The sequence below is a fragment of the Grimontia sp. AD028 genome (genome assembly GCF_000973155.1).
In the GTDB taxonomy this organism is placed as follows: Bacteria; Pseudomonadota; Gammaproteobacteria; order Enterobacterales; family Vibrionaceae; genus Enterovibrio; species Enterovibrio indicus.
In genome coordinates this window covers 18,046-40,265 of the sequence record NZ_LASY01000054.1, presented here as the reverse complement: position 1 = coordinate 40,265, position 22,220 = coordinate 18,046, and the positions used below count along the sequence as shown (strand labels likewise).

The 22,220-nt window shown below is 49.1% G+C and carries 22 protein-coding genes; 10 read left to right on the top strand and 12 right to left on the bottom strand.

What is annotated here, in order from left to right:
* The first annotated feature begins 99 nt into the window (after window positions 1–99).
* Complete coding sequence (locus RN22_RS12280) at window positions 100–1,290, top strand: diaminopropionate ammonia-lyase (RefSeq protein WP_046304625.1); 1,191 nt, start codon at window positions 100–102, stop codon at window positions 1,288–1,290.
* 70 nt (window positions 1,291–1,360) lie between these two features.
* Here the strand turns inward: RN22_RS12280 and RN22_RS12275 are convergent, their stop codons facing one another.
* Entirely contained in the window at window positions 1,361–1,846 is a 486-nt protein-coding gene (locus RN22_RS12275) for an Lrp/AsnC family transcriptional regulator (protein ID WP_046304622.1), read from the bottom strand.
* A 235-nt stretch (window positions 1,847–2,081) separates the two neighbouring features.
* Here RN22_RS12275 and RN22_RS12270 point away from each other — a divergent pair, with 235 nt between their 5' ends.
* The 6 genes from RN22_RS12270 (at window position 2,082) to RN22_RS12245 (ending at window position 8,470) form a co-directional block, all read left to right on the top strand.
* Entirely contained in the window at window positions 2,082–2,855 is a 774-nt protein-coding gene (locus tag RN22_RS12270) for an Asp/Glu racemase (RefSeq protein WP_046304620.1), read from the top strand.
* Window positions 2,856–2,942: 87 nt separating this feature from the next.
* Window positions 2,943–4,118, top strand: a complete 1,176-nt coding sequence (locus RN22_RS12265; RefSeq protein ID WP_046304617.1) for a M20 aminoacylase family protein — start codon at window positions 2,943–2,945, stop codon at window positions 4,116–4,118.
* A 122-nt stretch (window positions 4,119–4,240) separates the two neighbouring features.
* On the top strand, window positions 4,241–5,284 hold the full coding sequence (dctP, locus tag RN22_RS12260) for a TRAP transporter substrate-binding protein DctP (protein WP_046304614.1): 1,044 nt from the start codon (window positions 4,241–4,243) through the stop codon (window positions 5,282–5,284).
* Between the two features lie 88 nt (window positions 5,285–5,372).
* Window positions 5,373–5,915: a TRAP transporter small permease gene (locus RN22_RS12255; RefSeq protein ID WP_046304809.1), complete on the top strand. Its 543-nt coding sequence runs from the start codon at window positions 5,373–5,375 to the stop codon at window positions 5,913–5,915.
* Window positions 5,915–7,261, top strand: coding sequence for a TRAP transporter large permease (locus tag RN22_RS12250; RefSeq protein ID WP_046304612.1), 1,347 nt, complete (start codon window positions 5,915–5,917; stop codon window positions 7,259–7,261). Before RN22_RS12255 ends, RN22_RS12250 begins: the two co-directional genes overlap by 1 nt.
* Window positions 7,262–7,288: 27 nt before the next feature.
* On the top strand, window positions 7,289–8,470 hold the full coding sequence (locus tag RN22_RS12245) for a Xaa-Pro peptidase family protein (protein ID WP_046304610.1): 1,182 nt from the start codon (window positions 7,289–7,291) through the stop codon (window positions 8,468–8,470).
* Here RN22_RS12245 and RN22_RS12240 read toward each other — a convergent pair.
* The 6 genes from RN22_RS12240 to RN22_RS12220 all read right to left on the bottom strand — a co-directional run bounded on the left by RN22_RS12240 (window position 8,460) and on the right by RN22_RS12220 (window position 11,561).
* Entirely contained in the window at window positions 8,460–9,062 is a 603-nt protein-coding gene (locus tag RN22_RS12240) for an HAD family hydrolase (RefSeq protein WP_046304609.1), read from the bottom strand. The two genes, RN22_RS12245 and RN22_RS12240, sit on opposite strands and share 11 nt — an antisense overlap.
* A 3-nt stretch (window positions 9,063–9,065) precedes the next feature.
* Window positions 9,066–9,581, bottom strand: a complete 516-nt coding sequence (locus tag RN22_RS12235; protein WP_046304607.1) for a GNAT family N-acetyltransferase — start codon at window positions 9,579–9,581, stop codon at window positions 9,066–9,068.
* Between the two features lie 29 nt (window positions 9,582–9,610).
* A complete protein-coding gene (locus RN22_RS12230) occupies window positions 9,611–9,934 on the bottom strand; it encodes a hypothetical protein (RefSeq protein ID WP_156168199.1) in 324 nt (107 codons plus the stop codon).
* A gap of 5 nt (window positions 9,935–9,939) precedes the next feature.
* A complete protein-coding gene (locus tag RN22_RS25140; RefSeq protein WP_197076291.1) occupies window positions 9,940–10,104 on the bottom strand; it encodes a hypothetical protein in 165 nt (54 codons plus the stop codon).
* Window positions 10,101–10,268, bottom strand: coding sequence for a hypothetical protein (locus RN22_RS24985; RefSeq protein ID WP_156168198.1), 168 nt, complete (start codon window positions 10,266–10,268; stop codon window positions 10,101–10,103). The genes RN22_RS25140 and RN22_RS24985 overlap by 4 nt, the downstream gene beginning before the upstream one ends.
* A gap of 150 nt (window positions 10,269–10,418) precedes the next feature.
* Window positions 10,419–11,561, bottom strand: a complete 1,143-nt coding sequence (locus RN22_RS12220) for a patatin-like phospholipase family protein (protein ID WP_046304603.1) — start codon at window positions 11,559–11,561, stop codon at window positions 10,419–10,421.
* 291 nt (window positions 11,562–11,852) lie between these two features.
* Here RN22_RS12220 and speB point away from each other — a divergent pair, with 291 nt between their 5' ends.
* A complete protein-coding gene (gene speB, locus RN22_RS12215) occupies window positions 11,853–12,767 on the top strand; it encodes an agmatinase (RefSeq protein ID WP_046304601.1) in 915 nt (304 codons plus the stop codon).
* A 20-nt stretch (window positions 12,768–12,787) separates the two neighbouring features.
* Here the strand turns inward: speB and RN22_RS12210 are convergent, their stop codons facing one another.
* Entirely contained in the window at window positions 12,788–13,675 is an 888-nt protein-coding gene (locus RN22_RS12210; RefSeq protein WP_046304598.1) for an alpha/beta fold hydrolase, read from the bottom strand.
* Window positions 13,676–13,863: 188 nt separating this feature from the next.
* Between RN22_RS12210 and RN22_RS12205 the strand changes: the two genes are divergently transcribed.
* Window positions 13,864–14,340 (top strand): DUF523 domain-containing protein, encoded by a 477-nt coding sequence (locus RN22_RS12205; RefSeq protein ID WP_046304596.1) that lies wholly within the window; start codon window positions 13,864–13,866, stop codon window positions 14,338–14,340.
* Between the two features lie 307 nt (window positions 14,341–14,647).
* Window positions 14,648–15,670 (top strand): LacI family DNA-binding transcriptional regulator, encoded by a 1,023-nt coding sequence (locus tag RN22_RS12200; RefSeq protein WP_046304594.1) that lies wholly within the window; start codon window positions 14,648–14,650, stop codon window positions 15,668–15,670.
* Window positions 15,671–15,744: 74 nt separating this feature from the next.
* Here the strand turns inward: RN22_RS12200 and RN22_RS12195 are convergent, their stop codons facing one another.
* From RN22_RS12195 to RN22_RS12180, 4 genes are all read right to left on the bottom strand, one after another.
* The gene (locus RN22_RS12195) at window positions 15,745–19,203 is read right to left on the bottom strand and encodes a hypothetical protein (protein ID WP_046304591.1); all 3,459 of its coding nucleotides are present in this window, start codon (window positions 19,201–19,203) and stop codon (window positions 15,745–15,747) included.
* Between the two features lie 118 nt (window positions 19,204–19,321).
* Entirely contained in the window at window positions 19,322–20,290 is a 969-nt protein-coding gene (locus RN22_RS12190; RefSeq protein WP_046304590.1) for an ABC transporter ATP-binding protein, read from the bottom strand.
* 14 nt (window positions 20,291–20,304) lie between these two features.
* Window positions 20,305–21,258, bottom strand: coding sequence for an ABC transporter ATP-binding protein (locus tag RN22_RS12185; protein ID WP_046304588.1), 954 nt, complete (start codon window positions 21,256–21,258; stop codon window positions 20,305–20,307).
* Window positions 21,258–22,217, bottom strand: a complete 960-nt coding sequence (locus tag RN22_RS12180; RefSeq protein ID WP_369700099.1) for an ABC transporter permease — start codon at window positions 22,215–22,217, stop codon at window positions 21,258–21,260. Before RN22_RS12180 ends, RN22_RS12185 begins: the two co-directional genes overlap by 1 nt.
* Window positions 22,218–22,220 lie beyond the last annotated feature (3 nt).

The window sequence follows — 22,220 nt, the reverse complement described above, 5'->3', positions numbered from 1 at the left end:
AGGGGGTAATTCCCCCAGCCCACTAGCCCAAGATGCAGAAGTTCCGCTACGAGTCGTTGTTAAGCTTCTTATACCCAAACAACACAAGGATGAATTTCAATGCCGCTTATCTCAGGGAATCTTAGTCATTTTGCTAACCCAAAATCTGATCCTTCCACTCGGTACTCTGACCAGCAAAAAGACGTTCTGAGTGTTAGCGCAGCAGAAAGTGCCATCACAGACATTACCCAGTGGCCAGGTTATGAGGAAACGCCGCTTCTGAGCCTTTCTGATTTAGCCCACGCCAGTTGTCTGGGAAAAATTTGGTACAAAGATGAATCGAAACGCTTTTCATTGAAGAGCTTTAAAGCACTGGGCGGTGCTTTCGCCGTCGCACGCCAACTTCAGTCTATTTTATCGCAACGACATGGCGTCACGCCAACCATCTCCGAGTTACTCTCCGGCGATTGGAAATCACAAGCCAGCGAAATAGTGGTGACATGTGCCACCGATGGTAACCACGGTCGCTCTGTTGCATGGGGCGCCCAGATGTTTGGCTGTGGCTGCGTGATTTATATTCACCGAGACGTATCTGAAGGGCGCAAGGAAGCCATGGAGTCGTTCGGTGCCCACGTAGTAAGGATCACTGGTAATTACGACGATTCGATCAAAATTGCCGACGCTGAAGCGAAAAAGCATGGCCGTGTGATTGTCTCCGATACCTCATATGAAGGCTACATGGAGATCCCTAAAGATGTGGCGCTTGGCTATACCGTTATGTTGTCAGAAATCGTCTCTCAGATGGATGGCGAAATACCAACCCATGTTTTTGTCCAAGGTGGTGTCGGAGGTTTAGCTTCTGCAGTATGCGGTTACTTCTGGGACCTTTGGGGAGATAAGCGACCAAGATTTATCATTGTTGAACCTGAGCAAGCAAACTGCCTACAGCTCAGCGCCCAAGCCGGAGAGCCTGTTGTGGTTGATGGGGAATTGGAAACCCTGATGGCTGGCCTAGCCTGTGGTGAAGTTTCAGAACTCGCCTGGAGGATTCTCAGCAATGGTGCCGATGACTTTATGACACTGTCAGAGGACGCTATACCAGCAACAATGAAAATGCTCGCCAAAGGTTTTGAAGGCGACCCAGCCATTGAAGCTGGTGAGTCCGCTGTACCAGGTTTGGCTGCCGCTGTTATCGCGCGATCTCTCCCCTTCCTCTCGGAGGCACTTTCCCTTGACGAGAACAGTCGTGTGTTGGTTTTTGGCACGGAAGGGGCGACTGATCCAGAGCTGTATAAACAACTTGTCGGCTAACGTTTCGTTACCACATTAAGGGCAGCCCTGATGATTGACTGCCCTTCTTCTTCCAAAGCAACGCCCCTTCTTACGACTCGTCAATCGGAACGGTCAGCCCTGTTTTTACCCTGTCCATCACTACATTGGTATGGAAGCTTTTGATGTTCACATTGTCGAAAAAGGCCTCTCGCGTGAAGACGTCGTATTCTTCCATATCAGCCGCGGTTACAATCAAAATAAAGTCCGAGCTTCCCGTCACGTAATAGCATTGCTGCACTGATTTATTCGCCTTCATTTCCTTCTTGAAGTTATGCATCAGATCGACTCTTTCTCTCTCAAGAGAGACTTGAACCACAAACGTCATCGCTTTCCCAATAGCCTTAGGATCAACAACAGACACGTCAGCTTTGATAATTTTCTGTTCACGTAACTTTTTTAATCGTCTCTGAACCGCCGCAGGAGACAGACCCACCATGTCGGCGATTTGATCAGATGTCGCCCGATTAGAGTCCTGCATGATATTGAGAATTTTCCGGTCAAAACTGTCGATTGAAAAGGTCGATGAGCGCCCCATGCTCTATTTACTCCATGCCTAATAAGATTTCACTCGTCATATAGAAATACTGACAATTCTAAGACTAGTTACACGTCTGGAAATTGCGTTTTCTCTCTTAACGTAAATCTCACTATAGCTTACAAAAATTGCGGACTTCCCTCGTTAAAGGCTCCGTTATTTTGGTTTTTCTTCAATGTTGTCGCGAGAAGATTGATGTTGTGAATGAAATGTAATCAATGCAAATGAGGTAACAATGAAAGCCGTAACCCTCTCGCCACAATACAGTTTGAGCCATCTGGCACCCAGTGGGCGCGTTGGGGTTATCGCACTAGCGACGGATTTCAATATTGAGCACGAGTTGACGAAACTACTTCCCAGAGATGTTCGCGCTTTTACCAGTAGGGTAAAAAACATCAATCCATTGACTATCGAAAACCTGAAAACCATGGCGCCTGATATCACCCGCGCTGCTGATTGTATTCTACCCGGTACAGATCTCGATGTGGTGGTTTACGCGTGCACCTCAGGCACGATTGCCATTGGCGAACATCAGATTAAAGAGTTGATCCACATAGCACGCCCCGGCGTCTTGGTGACAAATCCTGTCAGTGCATGTCTCGCGGCCTTCGATAGCTTGGGCGCAAAAAAGATCTCTATCCTGACTCCCTATACAGAAGCAGTGAACAGGGAGTTGGCTTCATTTTTTGAAACCCAAGGTTTGGAGGTCATCAATATCGCTGGCTTTGCCTTTGAAGATGACACCGCAATGACGTTTATCTCTCCGGAAGATATTGCCCAAGCCGCAATAACGATTTGTGACCCAGAGGCCGATGCCCTGTTTATCTCTTGCACGGCACTGCGCGCCGCTGAGGTGGTATCGCGCATCGAAGCCGTCATCGAAAAGCCGGTTGTCACCAGCAACCTTGCCTTAGTTTGGCATACGTTGATGCTGTTGAATAACAAATGGCCAATAAAAGGATATGGTGTGCTTCTGGAAGCGCCATACTCAATAAGTGATTCAAATTAGCGCCATCAGGGATCTAACACGGCGCCAAATCAAAAGAGACAGTCAAAAAGAGACATTCAACCCTGAGCTAAGGAGAGCTTCAAGACTATGTCCAACCTGCCCCAACAACTGATCAGCGATATGGTTGCATGGCGACACCACCTACACCGATTTCCTGAGTGTGGCTTTGACGTCAATCTCACCGCTGATTTCATCGCGGATAAGCTTCAGAGCTTTGGCATTGAGGTGGTGCGTAACATCGGACAAACAGGCTTGGTTGGTGTACTCCGAAGCGGCACCAGCGAAGCCAGCATCGGCCTTCGTGCAGACATGGACGCTCTGTTCATTCATGAACAAAACGAATTTGATCATGCCTCTCAGCATGAGGGACAAATGCACGCTTGTGGGCATGATGGTCACTCGGCGATGCTGCTAGGCGCAGCGAGCTATCTGGCAGCCAACACGGACTTTGATGGCACTGTGTATTTCATTTTTCAGCCAGACGAAGAGCATGGGTGTGGTGCTCAAGCGATGATTGATGACGGCTTGTTTGAGCGTTTTTCCATTGACGAAGTTTATGGCATTCACAACTTTCCCGGCTTGGCGGAAGGTGAGCTCATGGTCCGTCCCGGCTCACTCATGGCCAGCGAAAGCGGATTTGAAATCAACATCGAAGGCGTTGGTGGTCATGCAGCCCTTCCCCATCAAGGTGTTGATCCGCTTGTCACCGGCGCGCAGGTCATTCTTGCATTACAAACTATCGTGTCCCGCAATCTCAGCGCGATCAGTGAAACGGCTGTGATTTCAGCAACAGAGTTTGTTACTGATGGCACCGTCAATGTGCTCCCCGGTAAGGTAACGATCAAAGGCGACTGTCGCTGTTTCACCGAGAAAACGCTGGAACACATCGAGCAGCGAATGAAACAAATCGTTGCCGGCATTTGTGAATCAGCAGGCGCAAAACACACCTTTCAATTCACAAATACCTTTTATCCTACCGTCAATTCACCACTGCAAACGGCCTATGCGGTGGAGGCTGCGGAAAAAGTGCTTGGTAAAGGCAAGGTCAATGCGCGTTGCGAGCCACTGACAATCTCAGAAGATTTCTCCAGCATGCTGAGAGTCAAACCCGGTTGTTATGTGCTGTTGGGAAATGGCACAGAATCGGTAGGAGGCTGTGCCCTCCACAACCCTAAATACGACTTCAATGACAGCATCCTGCCTTTGGGTGCCCGTTATTGGGTCCAACTGGTCAAAGACCGACTTGGTAGGCCCAATGGCTGACCTCTCATAAGTGACTCCCGCTCTTCATAGGGCACAGCTCCAAAAGCACAAAAACCGCAAGTGGAATCGCCATCTTGCGAGGGATAGTGCTGTCTGAATTTCGACATACGAGGAATGTAAGGATGAAGCAATTTGGCATTATGTTATTGAGTCTTGGCATGATTTTCAGTGCTCAGGCAGAAACGTGGAAGTTTGCGTCTGAAGAGGACAAAACCGACGTGCAAGACATCTACGCGCAAAAGTTCGCGGAGGTGATCAAGAAAGAGTCTGACGGAGATATACGCGTCCGTATTTACTATTACGGTCAACTAGGCACCGAGAATGACATCGTTGAACTGGCAGCCAAGGGCACCATTCAATTCGTGTCTGTGGGTTCTGGACACCTTGGCTCTTATGTCCCAGAAGTGCAAGCGGTCAGCCTTCCCTACGTACTTGGGACAGATGAAGCGGTGACCCATAAAGTACTGACTGGAAGCCCGACCATTTATGAAAACCTTGCCGCCAAGTTTGAGAACGTCAACCTGAAGTTGCTTTCAATGATGTCTGAAGGCGAAATGGTTTGGGGTGCCAACAAAGCCATTCGCACACCCGAAGATTTCGCTGACCAAAAGATCCGAACCTTCACTTCAACCATCCCGGTTGAAACCTATAAAACGTTTGGGGCGACACCAACTCCATTGTCTTGGGGCGAGGTATATGGCTCTCTTCAACTAAAAACCATTGATGGCATGGTTAACCCTATCTACTTCATCTACAACGCAAAATGGCATGAAGTACAGGATTACCTAATGTTCCCGGGCCAGCAACCATACGTCAGCACGGTTTCCACCAACAGCAAATGGTTCAGCGAACTCGCGTCTGAAAAACAAGCCATGGTGAGAAAAGCGATCAAGGAAGCCGACAAAGCCGCTTATGACTATCAGCTGCGAATCAACCAAGAGAACCTCAACAAAATTATGGCCGAACGTCCGAATATGCAGGTCGTGAAGCTCAATGAGGAAGAGCGCGAGAGATTTAAGCAGCTGAGCAAAAACTTGCATGAGACTTACTTCGACGTGGTCGCAAATGCCTATCCCGCCGAAGAACAAGCAGCAGCCAGAAAAGAGGCCAAAGCCATTCTCGAAAGTCTGATTCAGGAAGTGAAAGTCGCGGCTTCACAACAATAATCGGTTGCCTTCAGGGAGCACTGTGATGCGCTCTTTGAAGGCACATTTGCCTTTCTCTGAGGCAAGCAGACAAGATGTGGGACGTTTTATGAAACATCTGTTGAAGAAAGTCAGTGCGTTTACTGAGCAGTTGGAACGCGTTCTAATTATCAGCGGCATCATTGCCATGATGGTAAATTCTACCGCCAACGCTATTGGACGGTACGCCTTCAATAAAAGTATTTTCTTTTCCGAAGAGCTTAATCAATTCCTGATTGTTGGCGTGACATTCATCGGCTTTGCCTATGCTGTTCGGAAAGGACGTAACATCCGAATGACCGCGCTATATGACGCGCTTGGCTACAAAGCCAGAAAACTGCTGACCACTATCATTGCCCTTTTTAGTGCCCTTTTGCTGTTCTACCTGGCGTACCTGTCTGTGTTTTATGTCGCTGAACTCAAAAGCATTAACAGGCTCAGCCCAGCGCTTCAATTTCCGGTGTATTACATCTACGCCATTATTCCGATTGGATTCGCGATGGCCGGTCTTCAGTACGCCATGAGTTTTGCCATGAACCTCCTTCACCCGGAAATCTACGTTTCTTTGGACGTCACTGAGGAAGAAGAAACAGACAGTATGGGAGCACTCTAATGAACGGCATCATCCAATTCTTATCTGACATCGTCGCGGGTGAACTCGATATTTATGTCATCACATTCACGCTCGTTTCCGTGATGATTGTGCTGCTTTTCCTCAGCTTCCCGATGGTTGTGCCACTGGCAATCGGCGCCTTAATAGGCCTGCTTCATTTTTCGCTCGTCGATCCTGAAGTGCTCATCCAGCAAATGGTGACGGGAATTTCCCCCAACGCGCTTATCGCCGTGCCTATGTTCATCTTCGCTGCAGACATCATGACCCGCGGCCACACTGCCAATAATCTGCTCGGTCTGATTCAGGCTTTTGTAGGCCACTTAAAGGGCGGCTTGCCGATTACCACCTGCATCAGTTGTACATTATTTGGTTCTGTCTCTGGCTCTACACAGGCGACCGTTGTATCCGTGGGACAAATCATGCGGCCTAAATTGCTGCAAGCTGGCTACAAAGACAGCTTTGTCATGGCACTTATCATCAACGCCAGCGACATTGCTTTTTTGATCCCGCCCAGTATCGGTTTGATTCTGTATGGCACGCTTGCCAATGCCAGTGTCGGTGAGCTCTTCATTGCGGGCATTGGGCCCGGCATTGTCCTCACTATCTTCTTTGCCACTTACAGCTACGTTTATAGCCGCAAACATGCAGACAGCATCAGCTTGGTTGAAGAAACTAACCGTGAAGAAAAAATGGAAGCCATTAGAAAATCTATCCTTCCTTTAGGCTTCCCTGCACTGATCATTGGCGGAATCTATTCAGGTATTGTCACACCAACAGAAGCGGCGTCCTTCGCCGTACTCTACGCTATTGTCGTTGAGTGTGTGTTTTACCGAATTCTAGGTACCAAGGATGTACTTGATGCTGCATTAAGCACGGGCCTGATTACCGCGGTCGTATTTGTTTTGGTTGGGATTGGACAGGCTTTTTCTTGGTACATCTCGTTCGAACAAATTCCGCAGGACTTGCTGGCTCCGTTAGATCTCAGCAGCGCTTCTCATGAATACATTCTGTTTGTTATCGCGTTGGCGTTTTTTGTCGGCTGTATGTTCGTCGACTCTCTGGTGATACTGCTGATCCTAACACCTATTTTCGCCCCAATTGTTGATGCAGCCGGGCTAGATCCAGTCCACGTAGGCGTGCTTATCACCCTGCAAATGGCGATTGGTTCTGCAACACCCCCTTTCGGTTGCGACATCTTCACTGCAATCGCGATTTTTCAGCGTCCGTATCTTGAGGTTATTCGTGGCACCTTGCCCTTCTTCCTCATTCTGTTGGTGATGTCAGCATTGCTGATTTTCTTACCAGAAATTGCGCTTTTCCCGAGAGACATACTATTCAGTAAGTAAAACCAGATAACCAAGGAGAACAAAGTAATGCCGCTATCGCCACTGAATCCACCAGCCAGAGGCTTTGCTCAACGTGAATTCGAATTGCGCACATGTGAGCTACAAAAGCAGATGAGGGGAAAACAACTTGATGCCGTTTTCTTCACAACTGAGGCTGAGTTTCGCTATTTCAGTGGTTTTATATCGCAGTTCTGGGAAAGCCCTACCCGACCTTGGTTTCTGGTTGTTCCTGCCGAAGGAAAGCCCATTGCGGTCGTCCCTGAAATTGGCGTTTCTGGTTTTGAACTCACCTGGATAACGGATGTGCGAAGCTGGCCCTCGCCCAGGCCTGAGGATGATGGCATCAGCCTGCTCGCCACGACACTGCATGAAGTCAGCACACGGTTTCGCCGTATTGGCGCCATGCTGGGGCCGGAAACCCATTTACGCATGCCGGCGAACAACTTCGCCTCGCTTCAGAAATTGCTGTCACATCACTCCTGGGTAGATGTATCGAACATTATCCAGACCATAAGAAGCGTTAAATCCAAAGCAGAGATAGAGAAGATCCGATTCTCATGCAATATCGCCGCCGCAGCCTTTGACTACCTACGACAACACTTATCTGTGGGCGTTACTGAAAGAGAAGCGTGTAAAGTAATGCATTTAGAAATGCTCAGGCTTGGCGCGGATTCGTGTCCGTATCTTATTTCAGGCTCTGGCCGCGCAGGGTACGGCAGTATCATCATGGGTCCTACCGACCGTGTACTTGCAGAAGGTGATGTACTCATTATCGACACGGGTGCCAACTTTGACGGCTATTTCTGCGATTTTGACCGAAACTACGCGCTGGGTAGTGCAACCAAAGAAACAACTGACGCCTATGATGCCGTTTATGCTGCCACGGAAGCAGGTCTACGCGCTGCCCAACCGGGTCGCACGACTGGCGAGGTGTGGCAAGCCATGTGGTCAGTACTAGAAAAAGCGGGCGCACTTGGCAACGATGTTGGGAGAATGGGCCACGGTCTTGGCATGCAACTGACAGAGTGGCCCTCTTTTATTCCTAAAGGGGATGTGGTGCTAAAGCCCGGTATGGTGCTTACCTTGGAACCAGGCATGGCATTTGCCCCGAACCGCATGATGGTGCACGAAGACAACATTGTGATCACGGAAAATGGGTGTGAACTTTTACACCCGAGAACCTGGGACAAACTGCCTGTTATTGGTTAGTACTGATTCTATTTCCACATAAGTACTTCACATCCGCTAAGGCAAGCATAGGTAGATCTTCGTCAGTATCCCCATAAGCATAGACTTGGGAATATCCGTTAAGATCTACCGTTTTCTGGACTGCAACAGCTTTGTTTTCGCAACTACAATCACCAATCACATATCGACCTGTGAACCTGCCATTTTTAACTTCCATGGTACTGCAAAGCAGCTTGATACCGTGCTGTTGGCAAAAATGGCGGAGGTAGATATTCAGCGTGGCAGACACCAGATAAACGTCGTCACCACTTGCCGTATGGTTGGCAAGCGTTTTCATCGCATCAGGCCTTAATACGGTTGTCAGATACTCGGCAGCAAAGCGCTTGGCAATCAGATCAACGTCTTCTTCGCATCGACGCCAAAACGCGACATATGCAAGCACTGGGCGTGTTTTTCTGGCAGGCAGAAGGCCAAGCTTGTATAGCAAAATAACTGGCCAAACCAACGCAAAACCTATCGCGAGCCGACGTTTTGGGGTCGCGTAGAAAAGAAACGCGGTGAAGGTATCTTCCGTGGTGATGGTGCCATCAAAATCAAAAAGCGCTAAGTTCATCGGTTAAAATGGCAGCCCCAACAGCTTTACGTCGCCTGATGGCCAGACTTTGTTCAGACTTTTCGCCATGGTTTTTCCAGCCAATATCCACCCATTTTCCGGGTTATGCATGAGGACATTTGTCGTCGTTTCATAGCCGCTGGAGCTGTAAATCTCTGCTTCCCCAAACAACAATGCAAAATCATCTCCTGCAGCCAATCTGTGCTGATGCACTTCTTTGAGTATCTGCTTGACCAGCCCCTGACCACGAAATGCCTGATTGACACAAACTTCCGCAATACCCGCAATGGAATACTCAATTCCATCAATAGACACCTGTTTTTCGTGAACGGCAATATGCGCAGCGAGTTCATCCCCTTCCCAAGCCATATATCGGTGTTGAGGCATTTCTTTGTAGTAACGGTGTTGGGCAAAATGCTCTGAATCATTATTGTTTAGAAAACTCTTGCTGAGTAATGCTCGAATTTTCGCATCAATGGATGCATTAACCTCAGAGTCAGGGAGATATTGAATGCGCATAATACACCTTTAAGCATGTCTGATGCAGGTTACTCTATCTTATTGATTTTGCGGTTTCTACGTTGCAGGAGGATTGAAACAAGATTGACTTGTAAGAACCCGTAAATAAGTTGAATCGAAACAATAAGGGGAAAGACCCAAGTGGGGAGATCAGTATCGACAAACGAAACAAGTACGGACGGCAAGCCAAGTAAAAGCAAACTGACAGCAACAATTGTTGTTAATCCGTAATCAAACAGGTTCCAGTCTGATTTGAACCCCAAACCTAACACCACGCCCAGCGCCAGATACCAGAGAAAAATGACGGTAATAAAGTGCACCAAACTCAAGAGAAGACGTTTTGAAAGTGACAAGCAATTCACCACTCACGCCAGTTTTCAGTGATGTCTTCTTCGACACTGTGCCCTGCCTGAGCGACAACATAGAATATCAGCTCACAAATACCTTCACGCTGATCGGTTTCTATCAGGCATTCACCGCATTGTTTGTTCAAGTCGTTCAACGCCAGAACCAAAGCTTTCACTTGCGCATCCACCCAAGATCTATCCGCTTTTTTCCTGACAACATCACGTTACCGGCAAAGGTATTGAGCAGTTCACCGCAGTATTCGACCTGTGACAGCTGATACGGTGAATTGTCATCATATGCAATGAACTCCGCCATCCAATAAAGGATGCTTTTGAGCATCGATTCGACTTCCTTATCCAAGGCCTAATATTCTTTTTATTGCAGTGTCTGGTAATTAGTATGCCTAGGGAGGAAAAGAAGGAATGTTTAGTCATCAAGACTGGAAGGAAGAATTCCAGCGGGCACATTCGTCCCGCTGGTTGTGTTTTTCTAGGAAGCTTTGTCGAGCTTATTGCCTGCCACTTTGTTGCCTTCTACCCAACATCCTTCAAACTGGCGTTGGTGGAAATGACAGGGTAAACCTTCATTAGGTTGTGTCCATGGAGACTCTTCCAGTGCCTGTTTCATGTCGTTATAGCCGCATTCGCGGCGTAAGCGGATAGAACGGCGGGAGAACTCCGCATCGCTGAGTGGAATGTGCCCCTGCAGCGGATCGAAAGTGATGTGTACGATATCTATCTTATTGCCGACTTTCAGTGTCTTCACATCCGGTACTTGCGCGCTGCCTACCAGTTCTGGGGAGGTTTTCAGCACATGGTCGAGATTGCGTTTGGCAATCAAAGCTTCTACGTGCTCGCTGGTACGGCTGGCATATTGAATTTCCTTCTCGCGCCACAGCACTTCACTCATGGTTTTCGGCAACTCTCCATTCGCGTTCCAAAGGTCGACCATGAAAATCAGCAGTTCATCATCGCCCGCCAGATCCAAAATGCCATTCACTGGTGTGTTCGAAACTACACCGCCATCCCAGAAGTATTCTTCCCCAATCTGAGTGGCAGGGAAGCCTGGAGGCAAGGAGCCGCTTGCCACCGCGTGGGCCGGTTCAATTTCGTCTGTTTTGCTGTCAAAGAACACCAATTCGCCATCTGTCACACGGGTCGCACCGACGGTTAAACGGGTTTTGTTTTGATTGATCAGCTCAAAGTCAGCGAGTTCAGCCAAGGTTTTGAAAAGCGGTGAAGTATCGTAGAAACTGGTTGCCGCTTCACCCGGAGGGGCGAGCCAAGGATTAATCGGGCGCGGTGTAAAGAAATCTGGCTGACCAAACATCAGTGCTGAAGAAGCACTCATGGTGTTGAATGCCATCGCCAGTGACGATGGAATATTTGCATCGGTATCTGGACGCGAGATGCGTTCCCAAAAAGCTTCCAGTTTGCCTAATCTGTCTTCGGGCTTATTCCCCGCCAACACCGCTGAATTCAACGCGCCAATAGAAATACCTGCAAACCAGTCTGGCTCAAACCCCGCTTCTTTCATCGCTTCATAAGCACCAATATGATACGCCCCTAGAGCGCCGCCACCTTGCAGCACCAAACAAACTTTAGGCTTCTTGTTGCGTCTTGTTGTTGCCATGTCCCTGTCTCCTGTGATTTGAACTGACTTCTTTATAGACCAGTAAGTTGGGCATTGGCATGACGTTTTTTATTTGTTCAGGGACAAGCACGGTGCGGTCACAATTTGTGTTTAATGCTTACACCCAGACAATCTGAAGATGCTGGATTCAACAAGCCGCTTCAATTTTTTAAGTGCACAAACTTTTCGGTGAATTGTTCGCTGGTGCAGAAAATAGACATAGGCATTTGCCCCACCTGCTAATTTGTAGAAATAATGACCAAACAATCATTAGCCACTAGAGAAGCTGGTATGGAAGACGTATTTTCAAGAAAAGATGATTCATTGTATTCCAATCCCTATTCGTTTCTTCGCCTGCCCATGGTTAAAGATCCAAGAGATACCGCCGCCGATTTGGTGGTTTTGGGTATGCCGTATGACATGGCAACAACCGGACGCTCAGGCACGCGTTTAGGGCCTGATGCCATCAGGCGTGCGTCGGTGAATCTCGCGTGGGAAGGGTTTCGCTACCCTTGGCCATTCGATCTTCGTGAGCGATGCAATATCGTTGATGCCGGAGATTTAATTTTTACCTGTGGTGACAGCGAAGATTTCCTCAATATGGCAACCAGTGCAGCGAATGACATTCTCACCACAGGCAAAGCCATGCTAACTCTGGGCGGAGATCATTTCGTCACCCTTCCTCTGCTTCGCGCACATCACGCCAAGCATGGTGAAATGGCGCTCATTCATTTCGATGCCCATACCGATACATACAGCCAAGGCAGCAAGTACGACCATGGCACCATGTTCTATCACGCGCCCAAAGAGGGGCTGATTGACCCATCAGCTTCAGTACAAATTGGGATCCGGACAGATTACGACAGAGACCACCATGCGTTTAACGTGATTTGTGCGGAAGCCGCCAATGACATGACGCCGGATGAAATCGCCAATCATGTCAAAGCTTTGGTAGGCGGAAAGCCCGCGTACATTACTTTTGATATCGATTGCCTTGATCCCGCCTTTGCCCCCGGCACAGGCACGCCGGTGATAGGTGGAATAACCTCCGATAAAGCATTGAGGATCTTGCGTGGATTGCGCGGTATCAATCTGGTTGGGATGGATGTAGTGGAAGTCAGCCCGCCTTTCGACAATAGCGAAATTACAGCGTTAGCCGGGGCGACGATCGCAACTGAGTTGCTCCACCTTTGGGCTTCAAAGTAACCTCGCAGAAGCTTGGGGAATCAGCCAGCATTCCGTTCCTGGCTGACTTCCTGCTCGATGGGATGCGCTTCAATAAAGTGTTCGACATCATGTCGGTATGACTTGTAGAACAGGTTAGGCGCATGCCCACACCCCAGGTAGTAATTTACGGCCATTTCCGGCTGAACTTCCCGCATTTTTTTCACTATGCCTTTGGTGAGCACGTCTGAGTGCAAACCGTGCATCAGCATTAACGGCAAATTCAGGTTCCCAAAATGTCGCCAGAGATTCATCGGCGGAGAGTTGGGATCGTACTGCGCCAGAATTTGGGGATCATAGTGCGTGGTGTAGTCACCGTTTTCCAGCCTGCGAACAGAAGCCGAAATCATGGTGTGCCATTGTTCGCAAGTGTGGGGACCAAATGGTTGATATAGCGTTTGGAGATATTGGTTAATTTCGTTATAGCGACGGAATGCGATGGGTTTCTGCACGTAATTAACGATACGCTCTAACGCATCTTGCGGCACTTCCGGGCCAATATCGTTAAGCACCAATGTGGTAATCCGAGCACCGAAATCAGGGCTGGACGCGATCAACATGCCAATCAAACCGCCCATACTTGTACCAACCCAATGCACTTTATCGCAACAATAGAAGTCCATCAGTTTCACAGCCATATCAATGTAGTTGGCGTAGCTGTATTCGGTTTTCGGATTATCCGCCCACTGAGAAAGCCCTCGTCCAAGGGTATCAGGTGCAAGTACCCGGTAGCCTCTTGAAGCCAGCTCATCCCCGAGTTCAACAAAATCGATGCTGTTGCGTGCCAAGCCATGCCAGCAAATCACTGTCTCCCCGCCTTCAGGGTTCCATGCACGAACGTGGATTTCGCGTCCGTTGATAATTGGATACTGATGCAGCATTTCAGACATGGTTTGGCTCTCCCTCCGTGTTCCCCTTCGCGCACATCACCATCTATTGGTTTGGATCTCACAGGGGTAAGACTAATTATTTGACCGATTTCACATTTCCTCAACTCTACTGTGAAAAAAAGTCTGTTTCTCTTCAATCCAGATCCGATACCATCACCGTTAACCATTTCAAAACCACACGAACCTCTATGAAAAAAGTGCTGGTCAGTGCCTGTCTAATGGGCCAGAAAGTCCGTTATGACGGCAATGCCCTTCTTCAAGAATCTGAAGCATTTCAACGGTTAACACAACAGGCAAAAGTGATCACATTCTGCCCTGAGGTCGCCGGAGGCCTTCCTACCCCGCGCCCGCCAGCTGAAATCGATGTTGCCGATGGCGATGCGGTGATTGCCGGTACAGGAAAAGTCATTTCCGTCCAGCAGTTAGATGTGACAGACGCCTTTATCTCCGGTGCCCGTCAAACCCTCGCACTTTGCCAGCAACATGGCATTAAGATCGCCGTGTTGACTGAATCCAGTCCTTCCTGCGGCAGCTCCCTTGTCTATAGCGGCGAGTTTGCTGGCAACAAAATTCCCGGTCATGGTGTGACCACCGCATTACTCAGACAGCACGGCATTAAAGTGTTCAGCCAGTTTTCGATTGAAGACGCTTTGGCTGAACTATAATTATGAAAGCGCTTTCAGTGAAATCGGTGACTCATAATTGAGCACTTCAGTATCAAAAGTGTTAATTACTGAACATTTGTGAGCAATGCAAAGCCTTTCTATTTGGCAATGCGTCGCATTTCGTGGCAAAACTTACCCTATTTGAAAAAATAGCTGCGCCAAATGAATAAAGTTGCGAACTCGACTGACCCTAGATTTATGACGAAGATTCGCTTCCATTAGTCATCACTTAAGAAAGCACTTTCATAGCAATGGAAGGCAATAAAATCACGGCGTGCAACATCAAGTAAATGAAAGGAAGAGCTCGTTGATTACCATTAAAGAAGTGGCAGAGCTGGCAAATGTTTCCCAGTCCACCGTGTCACGGGCATTGAATGGTCACAAGTCGGTGAAGGAAAAAAACCGCGTGAAAGTATTCGATGCCATCGAGAAACTCGGCTATCAGCCTAATGCCTTTGCTCAGGCATTGGCGTCGAACAAGTCGCACAGTATCGGGATGCTGGTAGGTACCTTTGATGGCCCCTACTTTGGCCCTTTGATGCACCATGTCGAAAAAGTGGTTCGTCAGAAGAATTATCACCTCATCATCACCAGTGGCCACGAAAACTATGATGAAGAACAGGAGTCTATCTGCTTTCTGAATGCGAAAAAGATCGACGGTTTGGTGCTGACTTCAGACATGATGAGCGACGCTGACATCCTACAGATTGTGGAAAAAACACCTGCGACCATGCTGATGAACCGCTATATCCCTGAAATCTCAGATCAATGTATCTGCATGGACAATGAGTGGGGTGGCTATATTGCCACCGAGCATCTGATTAAAAACGGTCATCGCCGCATTGGTTGTGTCACCGGCCAGCTCAGCAAGATAGACAGCCGCGAGCGCCTTCAAGGTTACCGCAATGCGCTGGAAAAATATGGTATCGAATACGATCAGAATCTGGTGGTTGAAGGTCGATTTGACCACGATGGCAATGACAAAGCAGTTCGCCGTCTGATGGATCGCGATAACAGTATTACCAGCATATTCTGCTTGAACGACAGTATCGCTCTGGCCGCTTACGGTGTTTGCCATGACCGTGGCATGAAAGTAGGCGAAGACATCTCCATTGTTGGATTCGATAACCACACCTACAGCCAATACATGACGCCAAGCCTCACCACAATCCATTTTCCCCTGGAAGACATGGCGTGTCAGGCTGCCCGTGGTGTTTTGAATATGCTGGAAGGCAAGCCTCTCTCTAACATCAACACCCGTTTGTTCCCTACTCTGATGGAACGCGGCTCAGTGAAAACACTGTCTACAGCTGAGGTCACTACGGCTTAAAAACCGTTGGTACATCAAACCACAGATAAAAAAACAGCCGCATGATGCGGCTGTTTTTGTTTTCACAGTTGTCATTAACCGGCAGGGTTCAGTTTGCTGCGCGGTACATCAACAATGATTTGTGCGATTTCACCGGTACGGCTGAATAGCTTCTTACAAACAGATTCCGGCATCTTGTTATCTTCGATGGAAAGCACATCACCAGAGGTCAGCGTCACCACGATCTTAGTATTTCCGCTGTCGTTCAAGCGGTAAACAAACGGTACCTGACAGTAAGTAAACGCCAGTTCACCTGCATTCAGCGCAATGCTTCTCTGCTCACCTTGCATGTCCACATACGGGAACTCTGCTTCTTTGCTTGAGAACTCGCGTTCGAACAGCAGTGACGGAGAAATGGTGATCGCGCCATTTTCCACCAGTACACCAAGCTCACCAAATCGGGTGATGATCTCTTCTTTCACCTGACCTGTCATACCAGGCTGTTGGGCGCCCGCATGTTTTGGTGTGTGTGAGTACGGGTCAACCGGGAATGCACCGTATTCCGTTGGTGTTTTGTTGAAGCCAATCCCTTCACGTACTCGGTAGTAGTAATCCGCAAGTTTACGGGTTTCCGCGCTGTGTGGGTTTTCTTTCCAGCTTGCGAAGTAAACTTCCTGAACCGCCAGCAGCAGCTTGGACACCATGTGCCAGTAGATACAACCCAGACCTTCGTAACCAAACATGGTACCGGAACGACCGGTGAACTCGCGGTGGTTAAATACAGACTCGTACAACGCCAGCACGTTTTCGTATTGCTCGTCTGACATTTGCGGGTAGTCTGCGCGAACTGAATCCAGTGTTGCCTTCAATGCACCTGAATTTTCAAACATAGCGTTGAAGTGGAATACGCCATCAAGGTCTGCGTACACCACTCGCTTGTCACCGCGCTTGTTCATATCACGCAGCAGATCGTTCTTGCGAACCGCTTCCGCTTCGATGCAGTTACGGCGGCTGAATCCTGCCAGTTCGCGATCCGGATACAGCATGAAGGATTTCTGGTCTTCACGGTACATCTCACTGTTGAACAGGTTGTCCAGCAGAGATACAGCTTGAGCGCCGCTCAGTGCGCCAGAACTCAGGGCTGCGACCTGACCTTCCAACATTGGGTACAGCGGCAGGGAATCCAATGACTCGCTGTTGTACTGAACCACGTTGTAGGCATTGAACAAACCATCTTCGCGCAGGTTACGCTGAGTACTGCTGTGCAGCAGATCCAAACTGGTGTTCAACAGCGCTTCAATGTCGTGCTTGTTAACCAATGTTTTACCGCTGAAGCCTTGCTGTTGGTAAACCTGATGACGGAAGCGGCTCGCCGCATCCACCAACTCGGTCAGCAACTTATGCTTGGTCTGGCGAGTGATCGTTTTCTTCTTCACATCAAGCAGCGTTTTGCTCAGGATTTCGCTGGTCTCTTTCAACCAGGTTGCTACTTCATTAGAAATGCGCACTTTTTCCGGTGCTTGTGCAAACAGTGCTTGCATGAACTCAACATAACGACGCATGTAGTACAGCGTTACCATCGACAGACCGTTACCTACAATCGCATTATTGGCGTCATTCCACTCAGGACGCTGCGTATTGAGCCAAATACCCCCATCGACGACCCAGTTACCCAGTTTCGACAACAACGGCACCAGCAGCTTCTCAGAGAGGTTGACGAGGTACACTTCTTTGTCTGAATCCAATAGCAGACGACCATCGCTACCGATCATCTCGCTCAGCTTTTCTGTCTTCTTGTGCAGCTCGGTATCAAACGTCACTGTGTCCTTCGGGTTTGAGAACAGCGTGCGCGTGTCTCCGATGCGGTATGGCACGTTGGCATAGCTGTAGATTTCGCGGGACAGGTTTGCTGTCAGCTGTGCAGGTTCAAAACGCTCGGACCATTCCAGGAACTTCAGCAGGTAGATGATCTGGTGATCACCCCAGTAACCGATGTTGCTCCATGGGTCTTCCGGCTCCAGCACTTCCCAGTCGATACCATCTTTGGTAATGCGGTATGGGTTGTAACCATCGATCGTTGAGGCATTCACGAATTTAGCGATGAACGAGCGCAGGTAGCCCGGATAGCTCAGCGCCAATGCTTCCCAGTTCTGGAAAATGTCACGCCAGTTACCCTGATACGCCAGTAGCGGATTGCCTTCTTTGTCTTTCACTTTGATGTCGTAGTGGTTCCAAGGGCGGCTTGGGTCACCGTGACGACGACCAAACGTCAATGGCAGGTACTCGTAGCAAAGACGCAGCAACTGAATGTCATCCGCCTGCTCTGCGCGTTTTACCAACTCTTCATGGGTAAATGTTGCAGGCAGTGCGTCATAAAACGCTTTGTTACGCAGTACCACTTTCTTGTTTGTATTTTCTGCAGTTTGCAGCACGTCATCTTTGCGCAGGTTATAGCCTTGCTCAAACACACCGCCACGCATGCTGTTGAACAGTACGTTCGCGTAGTGGTGGTTACTGGTGGCTTCTTCTTCAGAGAACTGCCAGCCATCTACCGCTGAAATGAGAGAAACCAACTCTTCGTGGTTTTTCGCACAATCTTGCTCTACTTTTTCGCGCAGTGATTGCTGGTCTTTTTGCTCGTTACGCAAAACAACCACACCTGCGTGATCTTTTTCGATGTCGATAACAAACAGCCAATCGTTAGTCTCATTAGCTCCCAGATCGATCAATTTGTGGATGAAGTAAGCACCACGAACACCGCGTGTCAGCGTTTCGCTTTCAATGATGTCACCACGACGGAAAGCCGGGACTTGCTGACTGCTGAGCAGCACTTCAACGTCATCGTTGTCGATGCAGAAAACCGTATTTGCAGTTAGCGCTTCTGCAGGGTCTGCACGGTCACTGAGCTTTGCATACATGGTGTAGAGCGCCAGCGTGGTATCTTGAACGCGCTCATTCCATTTGTAGGCATCCACCAACGCACTGCTCTTTTGCAGTGCCACCATTGGCGCACCATTTGGCAGGATGTTCTGTACACCGTCCAAGATTTCAATCTTGCGCGAAGTCCCTGAGAAGTCACTCAGTTCAGCACGGCGCACAAAACCATAGGTGTTGCCGCTCTGCCAGGTATATTTGAAGGTCAAGCGCAGTGTTGGGTTGATCTCTTCAAACACCACTTTATCGCCCGTAATATTTTTATAAAGATTACGGATAACGCGGTACTTACCATTGTGCTGTGGATTGAAAGGTTCCCATGTCACGACATCACCCACCTCATCTTCAAGGCGGATGAAGGTTTTCGGGCCGGTGTTTTCAGCATTCTCATGGATCATATCCACTGAGCGGTACGGAAACAGGGCGTTTTCAGGGTTGCCACGGCCTGCTGACAAACATCCGGTCGACGACGCAAACAACCAGTGATCATTGGCAGACACCACACTCATAAAGAATGCAGGCATTTGATCCACATTCTCGATGCGATAAAAACGTTCGCCATTTACGTCTACGAATTGCCCCCTAACAGGGGTACTTGCCAGTTTAAAACAATGTTCCATATTTCTTGGTTCCTAAAAAGAAAGCGCTTTCTTTTTGATTTCAAAATTTCCCGGTGGGTTTTTCAACCATCACCGGGAGGTCGATAAAAAGTTTACGCTTAGTTAGGGCCTTATAGCCTTAGAGGTGGTGACACCTCGCGTAATGTCCTGGTTTGACTTCCGTCGCCTCAGGCATGGATTGTGTGCACGCTTCCGTCGCAATTGGGCAACGCGAAGCGAACGGACATCCGACACTACTGGGTTTCCACAGCGGTATCTCGCCCTTTTTAACCGATAGATCGCGGCGTCCTGCACGTCCCACTTCTGGCACGGCTGACAGCAGCAATTTCGAGTAAGGGTGCTGGGGTGTCTGCGTCACGCTGTCGCTATCGCCCCACTCCACCATATGACCGACATACATGACGGCCGTTTTTTCTGCAAAATACCGCGCGGTGGCAATATCATGCGTTATGTACATAAAGGCGATCCCGTGTTGCTCTTTGAGATCGGCCATTAAGTTCAGAATGCCCAGACGTACTGAAACGTCCAGCATAGAAATCGGTTCATCGGCCAGAATCACTTCGGGGTCGACAGCAATGGCTCTTGCAATTGCTACACGCTGACGCTGGCCGCCACTCAACTCGTGCGGGAATTTCTCTGCGGTTTCTACCACCGGAGACAAGCCCACCAGTTCGAGCAATTCGTACACTTTCTCCGTCACATTTTGCTTGGTCGCACGCTTGTGGATCAAGAGCGGACGCGCAATGTGATGATGAATATTGTGTACCGGATTCAAGGAGCCAAACGGGTCCTGGAAAATCATTTGCACTTGTCGCGCATATTCCAGCTCACCGTTTTCCTTGATGTATTCCGCCAGCGGCCTACCCTTGAAGGTGACCGAGCCGCCGGTGTTTTCATAAATACGGGTCAGGATCCGAGCACCGGTACTTTTCCCCGAGCCAGACTCTCCCACAATCGCTAACGCTTCCCCTTTTTTCAGTTCAAAGGAAACGTCGTTTACCGCACGCATCAAATTGGACTTGGAGTGCCCGATGCGAAAATCCATCACCAGGTTTTTAATTTCAAGAAGGGTCTCTTTGCTTTCCATTTTAAGCTCCTTCATTAAACCAGATGACACGCGACCTGATGCTCAGGCGCGATAAGTTTTAACTGCGGATCCTGCTCAGTGCAGGGCGCAAAACACTTGCTGCAACGTTCCTGAAAATTACACCCTTGTGGTGTATTCAGCAGGTTCACCGGATTCCCCGGAATCCCGTATAAACGCTCTTTCGGACCATGAATGGTTGGAAACGAAGACAGCAATCCTTGTGTATAAGGATGCTGAGGCGCCCCGAACACGGTTTGCGCATCGCCCAGTTCAATCATGTTGCCCGCATACATCACGCCGATACGGTCAGCAATTTCGCCCATCAGACTCAAGTCATGGCTGATGAACAGAATGGAAAAACCGAACTTTGCTTTAAGATCATAAAGCTCGTTCAGGATTTCCCTTTCAACGACAACATCCAATGCCGTCGTTGGCTCATCCATGATGATGAGCTTTGGTTCCAACGCCAGTGCCACTGCAATCACCACGCGCTGTCGCATGCCGCCACTCAACTGGTGCGGAAATGCGGACAGACGATCCGGGTGAATCCCTACAATTTGCAGCAGCTCCGCCGCTTTTTCTGTCGCCTGTTTCAACGACACCTTTTTGTGCGCCAGAATCACATCTGTCAGCTGCTCACCAATGGTGATCACAGGGTTGAGAGAATTCATCGCACTTTGAAAAACCACTGACACTTCATTCCAACGGAATGCGCGCAGCTGTTTATCATTCATCTTCAGCACGTCTTCGCCTTTGTAGAGGATTTCACCCTCTGATATCAGCGCCGGTGCTTTGTGAAGACGTGAAATTGCAAACGCCAGTGTGCTTTTTCCGCAGCCAGACTCACCGGCAATACCCAGTGTTTCACCTTCGGCGATGCTCACACTGACATTGTTTACGGCTCTTGCCACGCCATTTGGCGTCACGTAGTCCACGCAGAGGTTGTTAATTTCAAGCAAGTTTGCCATTACAACCCCCTTCTCTTGTCTGCCGCTTTTTTCAGCTTGCGCCAGAGCTTCATGTGTGGACCGGTTTTGAGTTTCGGGTTACTGACCTGATCAATTGACATATTGATCAGCGCCAGTGCGCCACCGGTGATTGCCAGTGCCAAAGCTGGCACCATCATTTCCCACCAAGCGCCCGTGTAGAGTGCCGACGACGTTTGAGCCCAATAGAGCATGGAGCCCCAGCTCACTTCTGTCGCGTCACCCAGGCCTAAAAAACCCAACCCTGCTTCGGAGCCCATAGCGTAAATGACGGCACCCAAGAACCCGCCGAACACAATGGAAACAAGGTTGGGTAAAATCTCGACCAAAATAATACGCAGTTTCGATTCACCCATGACTTCTGCAGCCAGAATGAATTCTTTGTTGCGAATTGCCATGGTTTGCGCGCGAATCACACGTGCGCCCCAAGGCCAGGAGGTCACCCCAAGTAAAATCGTTATCACCAATGAGCCCACTTGCCCCAGAAACGCCGCCAGGACGATCAATAAGGGGAGCTGTGGAAACACCAAGAACACATTGGTTAAAAAATTCAGTCTTTCATCAATCTTGCCGCCGAAGTAGCCAGCGGACACACCCACTGCTACGGCAATGCCCATCGCAATCAGGCCAGCAAACAACGAAACGGTCAGCGTTTTACGTGCACCATAAAGTACTTGGCTGTAAACATCACGCCCGCTTCGTGTGGTGCCCATCAAGTGTTTCTCACTCGGTGGCTGATGCGGACGCGCAACGCGTTTTTCCGCTGAATATGGCGCTAACACGTTGGCAAATATCGCACCGACCAGCACCATGGTCAGCAGCAAGGTGCCAAGAATCGCTGGCGGATTGCCATAGAAAAAGGCGTAAATACTTTTGCCAGCGCGCTTTATCGCCCCGCCTTTGTTTGGCAGTTTCACTGGCTTGTTCTGGCTCGATTCCATCGT

Coding starts and splice junctions, on each gene's coding strand:
- RN22_RS12280 (WP_046304625.1), top strand. CDS start 100: ATGCCGCTTATCTCAGGGAATCTTAGTCATTTTGCTAACCCAAAATCT.
- RN22_RS12275 (WP_046304622.1), bottom strand. CDS start 1,846: ATGGGGCGCTCATCGACCTTTTCAATCGACAGTTTTGACCGGAAAATT.
- RN22_RS12270 (WP_046304620.1), top strand. CDS start 2,082: ATGAAAGCCGTAACCCTCTCGCCACAATACAGTTTGAGCCATCTGGCA.
- RN22_RS12265 (WP_046304617.1), top strand. CDS start 2,943: ATGTCCAACCTGCCCCAACAACTGATCAGCGATATGGTTGCATGGCGA.
- dctP (WP_046304614.1), top strand. CDS start 4,241: ATGAAGCAATTTGGCATTATGTTATTGAGTCTTGGCATGATTTTCAGT.
- RN22_RS12255 (WP_046304809.1), top strand. CDS start 5,373: ATGAAACATCTGTTGAAGAAAGTCAGTGCGTTTACTGAGCAGTTGGAA.
- RN22_RS12250 (WP_046304612.1), top strand. CDS start 5,915: ATGAACGGCATCATCCAATTCTTATCTGACATCGTCGCGGGTGAACTC.
- RN22_RS12245 (WP_046304610.1), top strand. CDS start 7,289: ATGCCGCTATCGCCACTGAATCCACCAGCCAGAGGCTTTGCTCAACGT.
- RN22_RS12240 (WP_046304609.1), bottom strand. CDS start 9,062: ATGAACTTAGCGCTTTTTGATTTTGATGGCACCATCACCACGGAAGAT.
- RN22_RS12235 (WP_046304607.1), bottom strand. CDS start 9,581: ATGCGCATTCAATATCTCCCTGACTCTGAGGTTAATGCATCCATTGAT.
- RN22_RS24985 (WP_156168198.1), bottom strand. CDS start 10,268: ATGCTCAAAAGCATCCTTTATTGGATGGCGGAGTTCATTGCATATGAT.
- RN22_RS12220 (WP_046304603.1), bottom strand. CDS start 11,561: ATGGCAACAACAAGACGCAACAAGAAGCCTAAAGTTTGTTTGGTGCTG.
- speB (WP_046304601.1), top strand. CDS start 11,853: ATGGAAGACGTATTTTCAAGAAAAGATGATTCATTGTATTCCAATCCC.
- RN22_RS12210 (WP_046304598.1), bottom strand. CDS start 13,675: ATGTCTGAAATGCTGCATCAGTATCCAATTATCAACGGACGCGAAATC.
- RN22_RS12205 (WP_046304596.1), top strand. CDS start 13,864: ATGAAAAAAGTGCTGGTCAGTGCCTGTCTAATGGGCCAGAAAGTCCGT.
- RN22_RS12195 (WP_046304591.1), bottom strand. CDS start 19,203: ATGGAACATTGTTTTAAACTGGCAAGTACCCCTGTTAGGGGGCAATTC.
- RN22_RS12190 (WP_046304590.1), bottom strand. CDS start 20,290: ATGGAAAGCAAAGAGACCCTTCTTGAAATTAAAAACCTGGTGATGGAT.
- RN22_RS12185 (WP_046304588.1), bottom strand. CDS start 21,258: ATGGCAAACTTGCTTGAAATTAACAACCTCTGCGTGGACTACGTGACG.
- RN22_RS12180 (WP_369700099.1), bottom strand. CDS start 22,217: ATGGAATCGAGCCAGAACAAGCCAGTGAAACTGCCAAACAAAGGCGGG.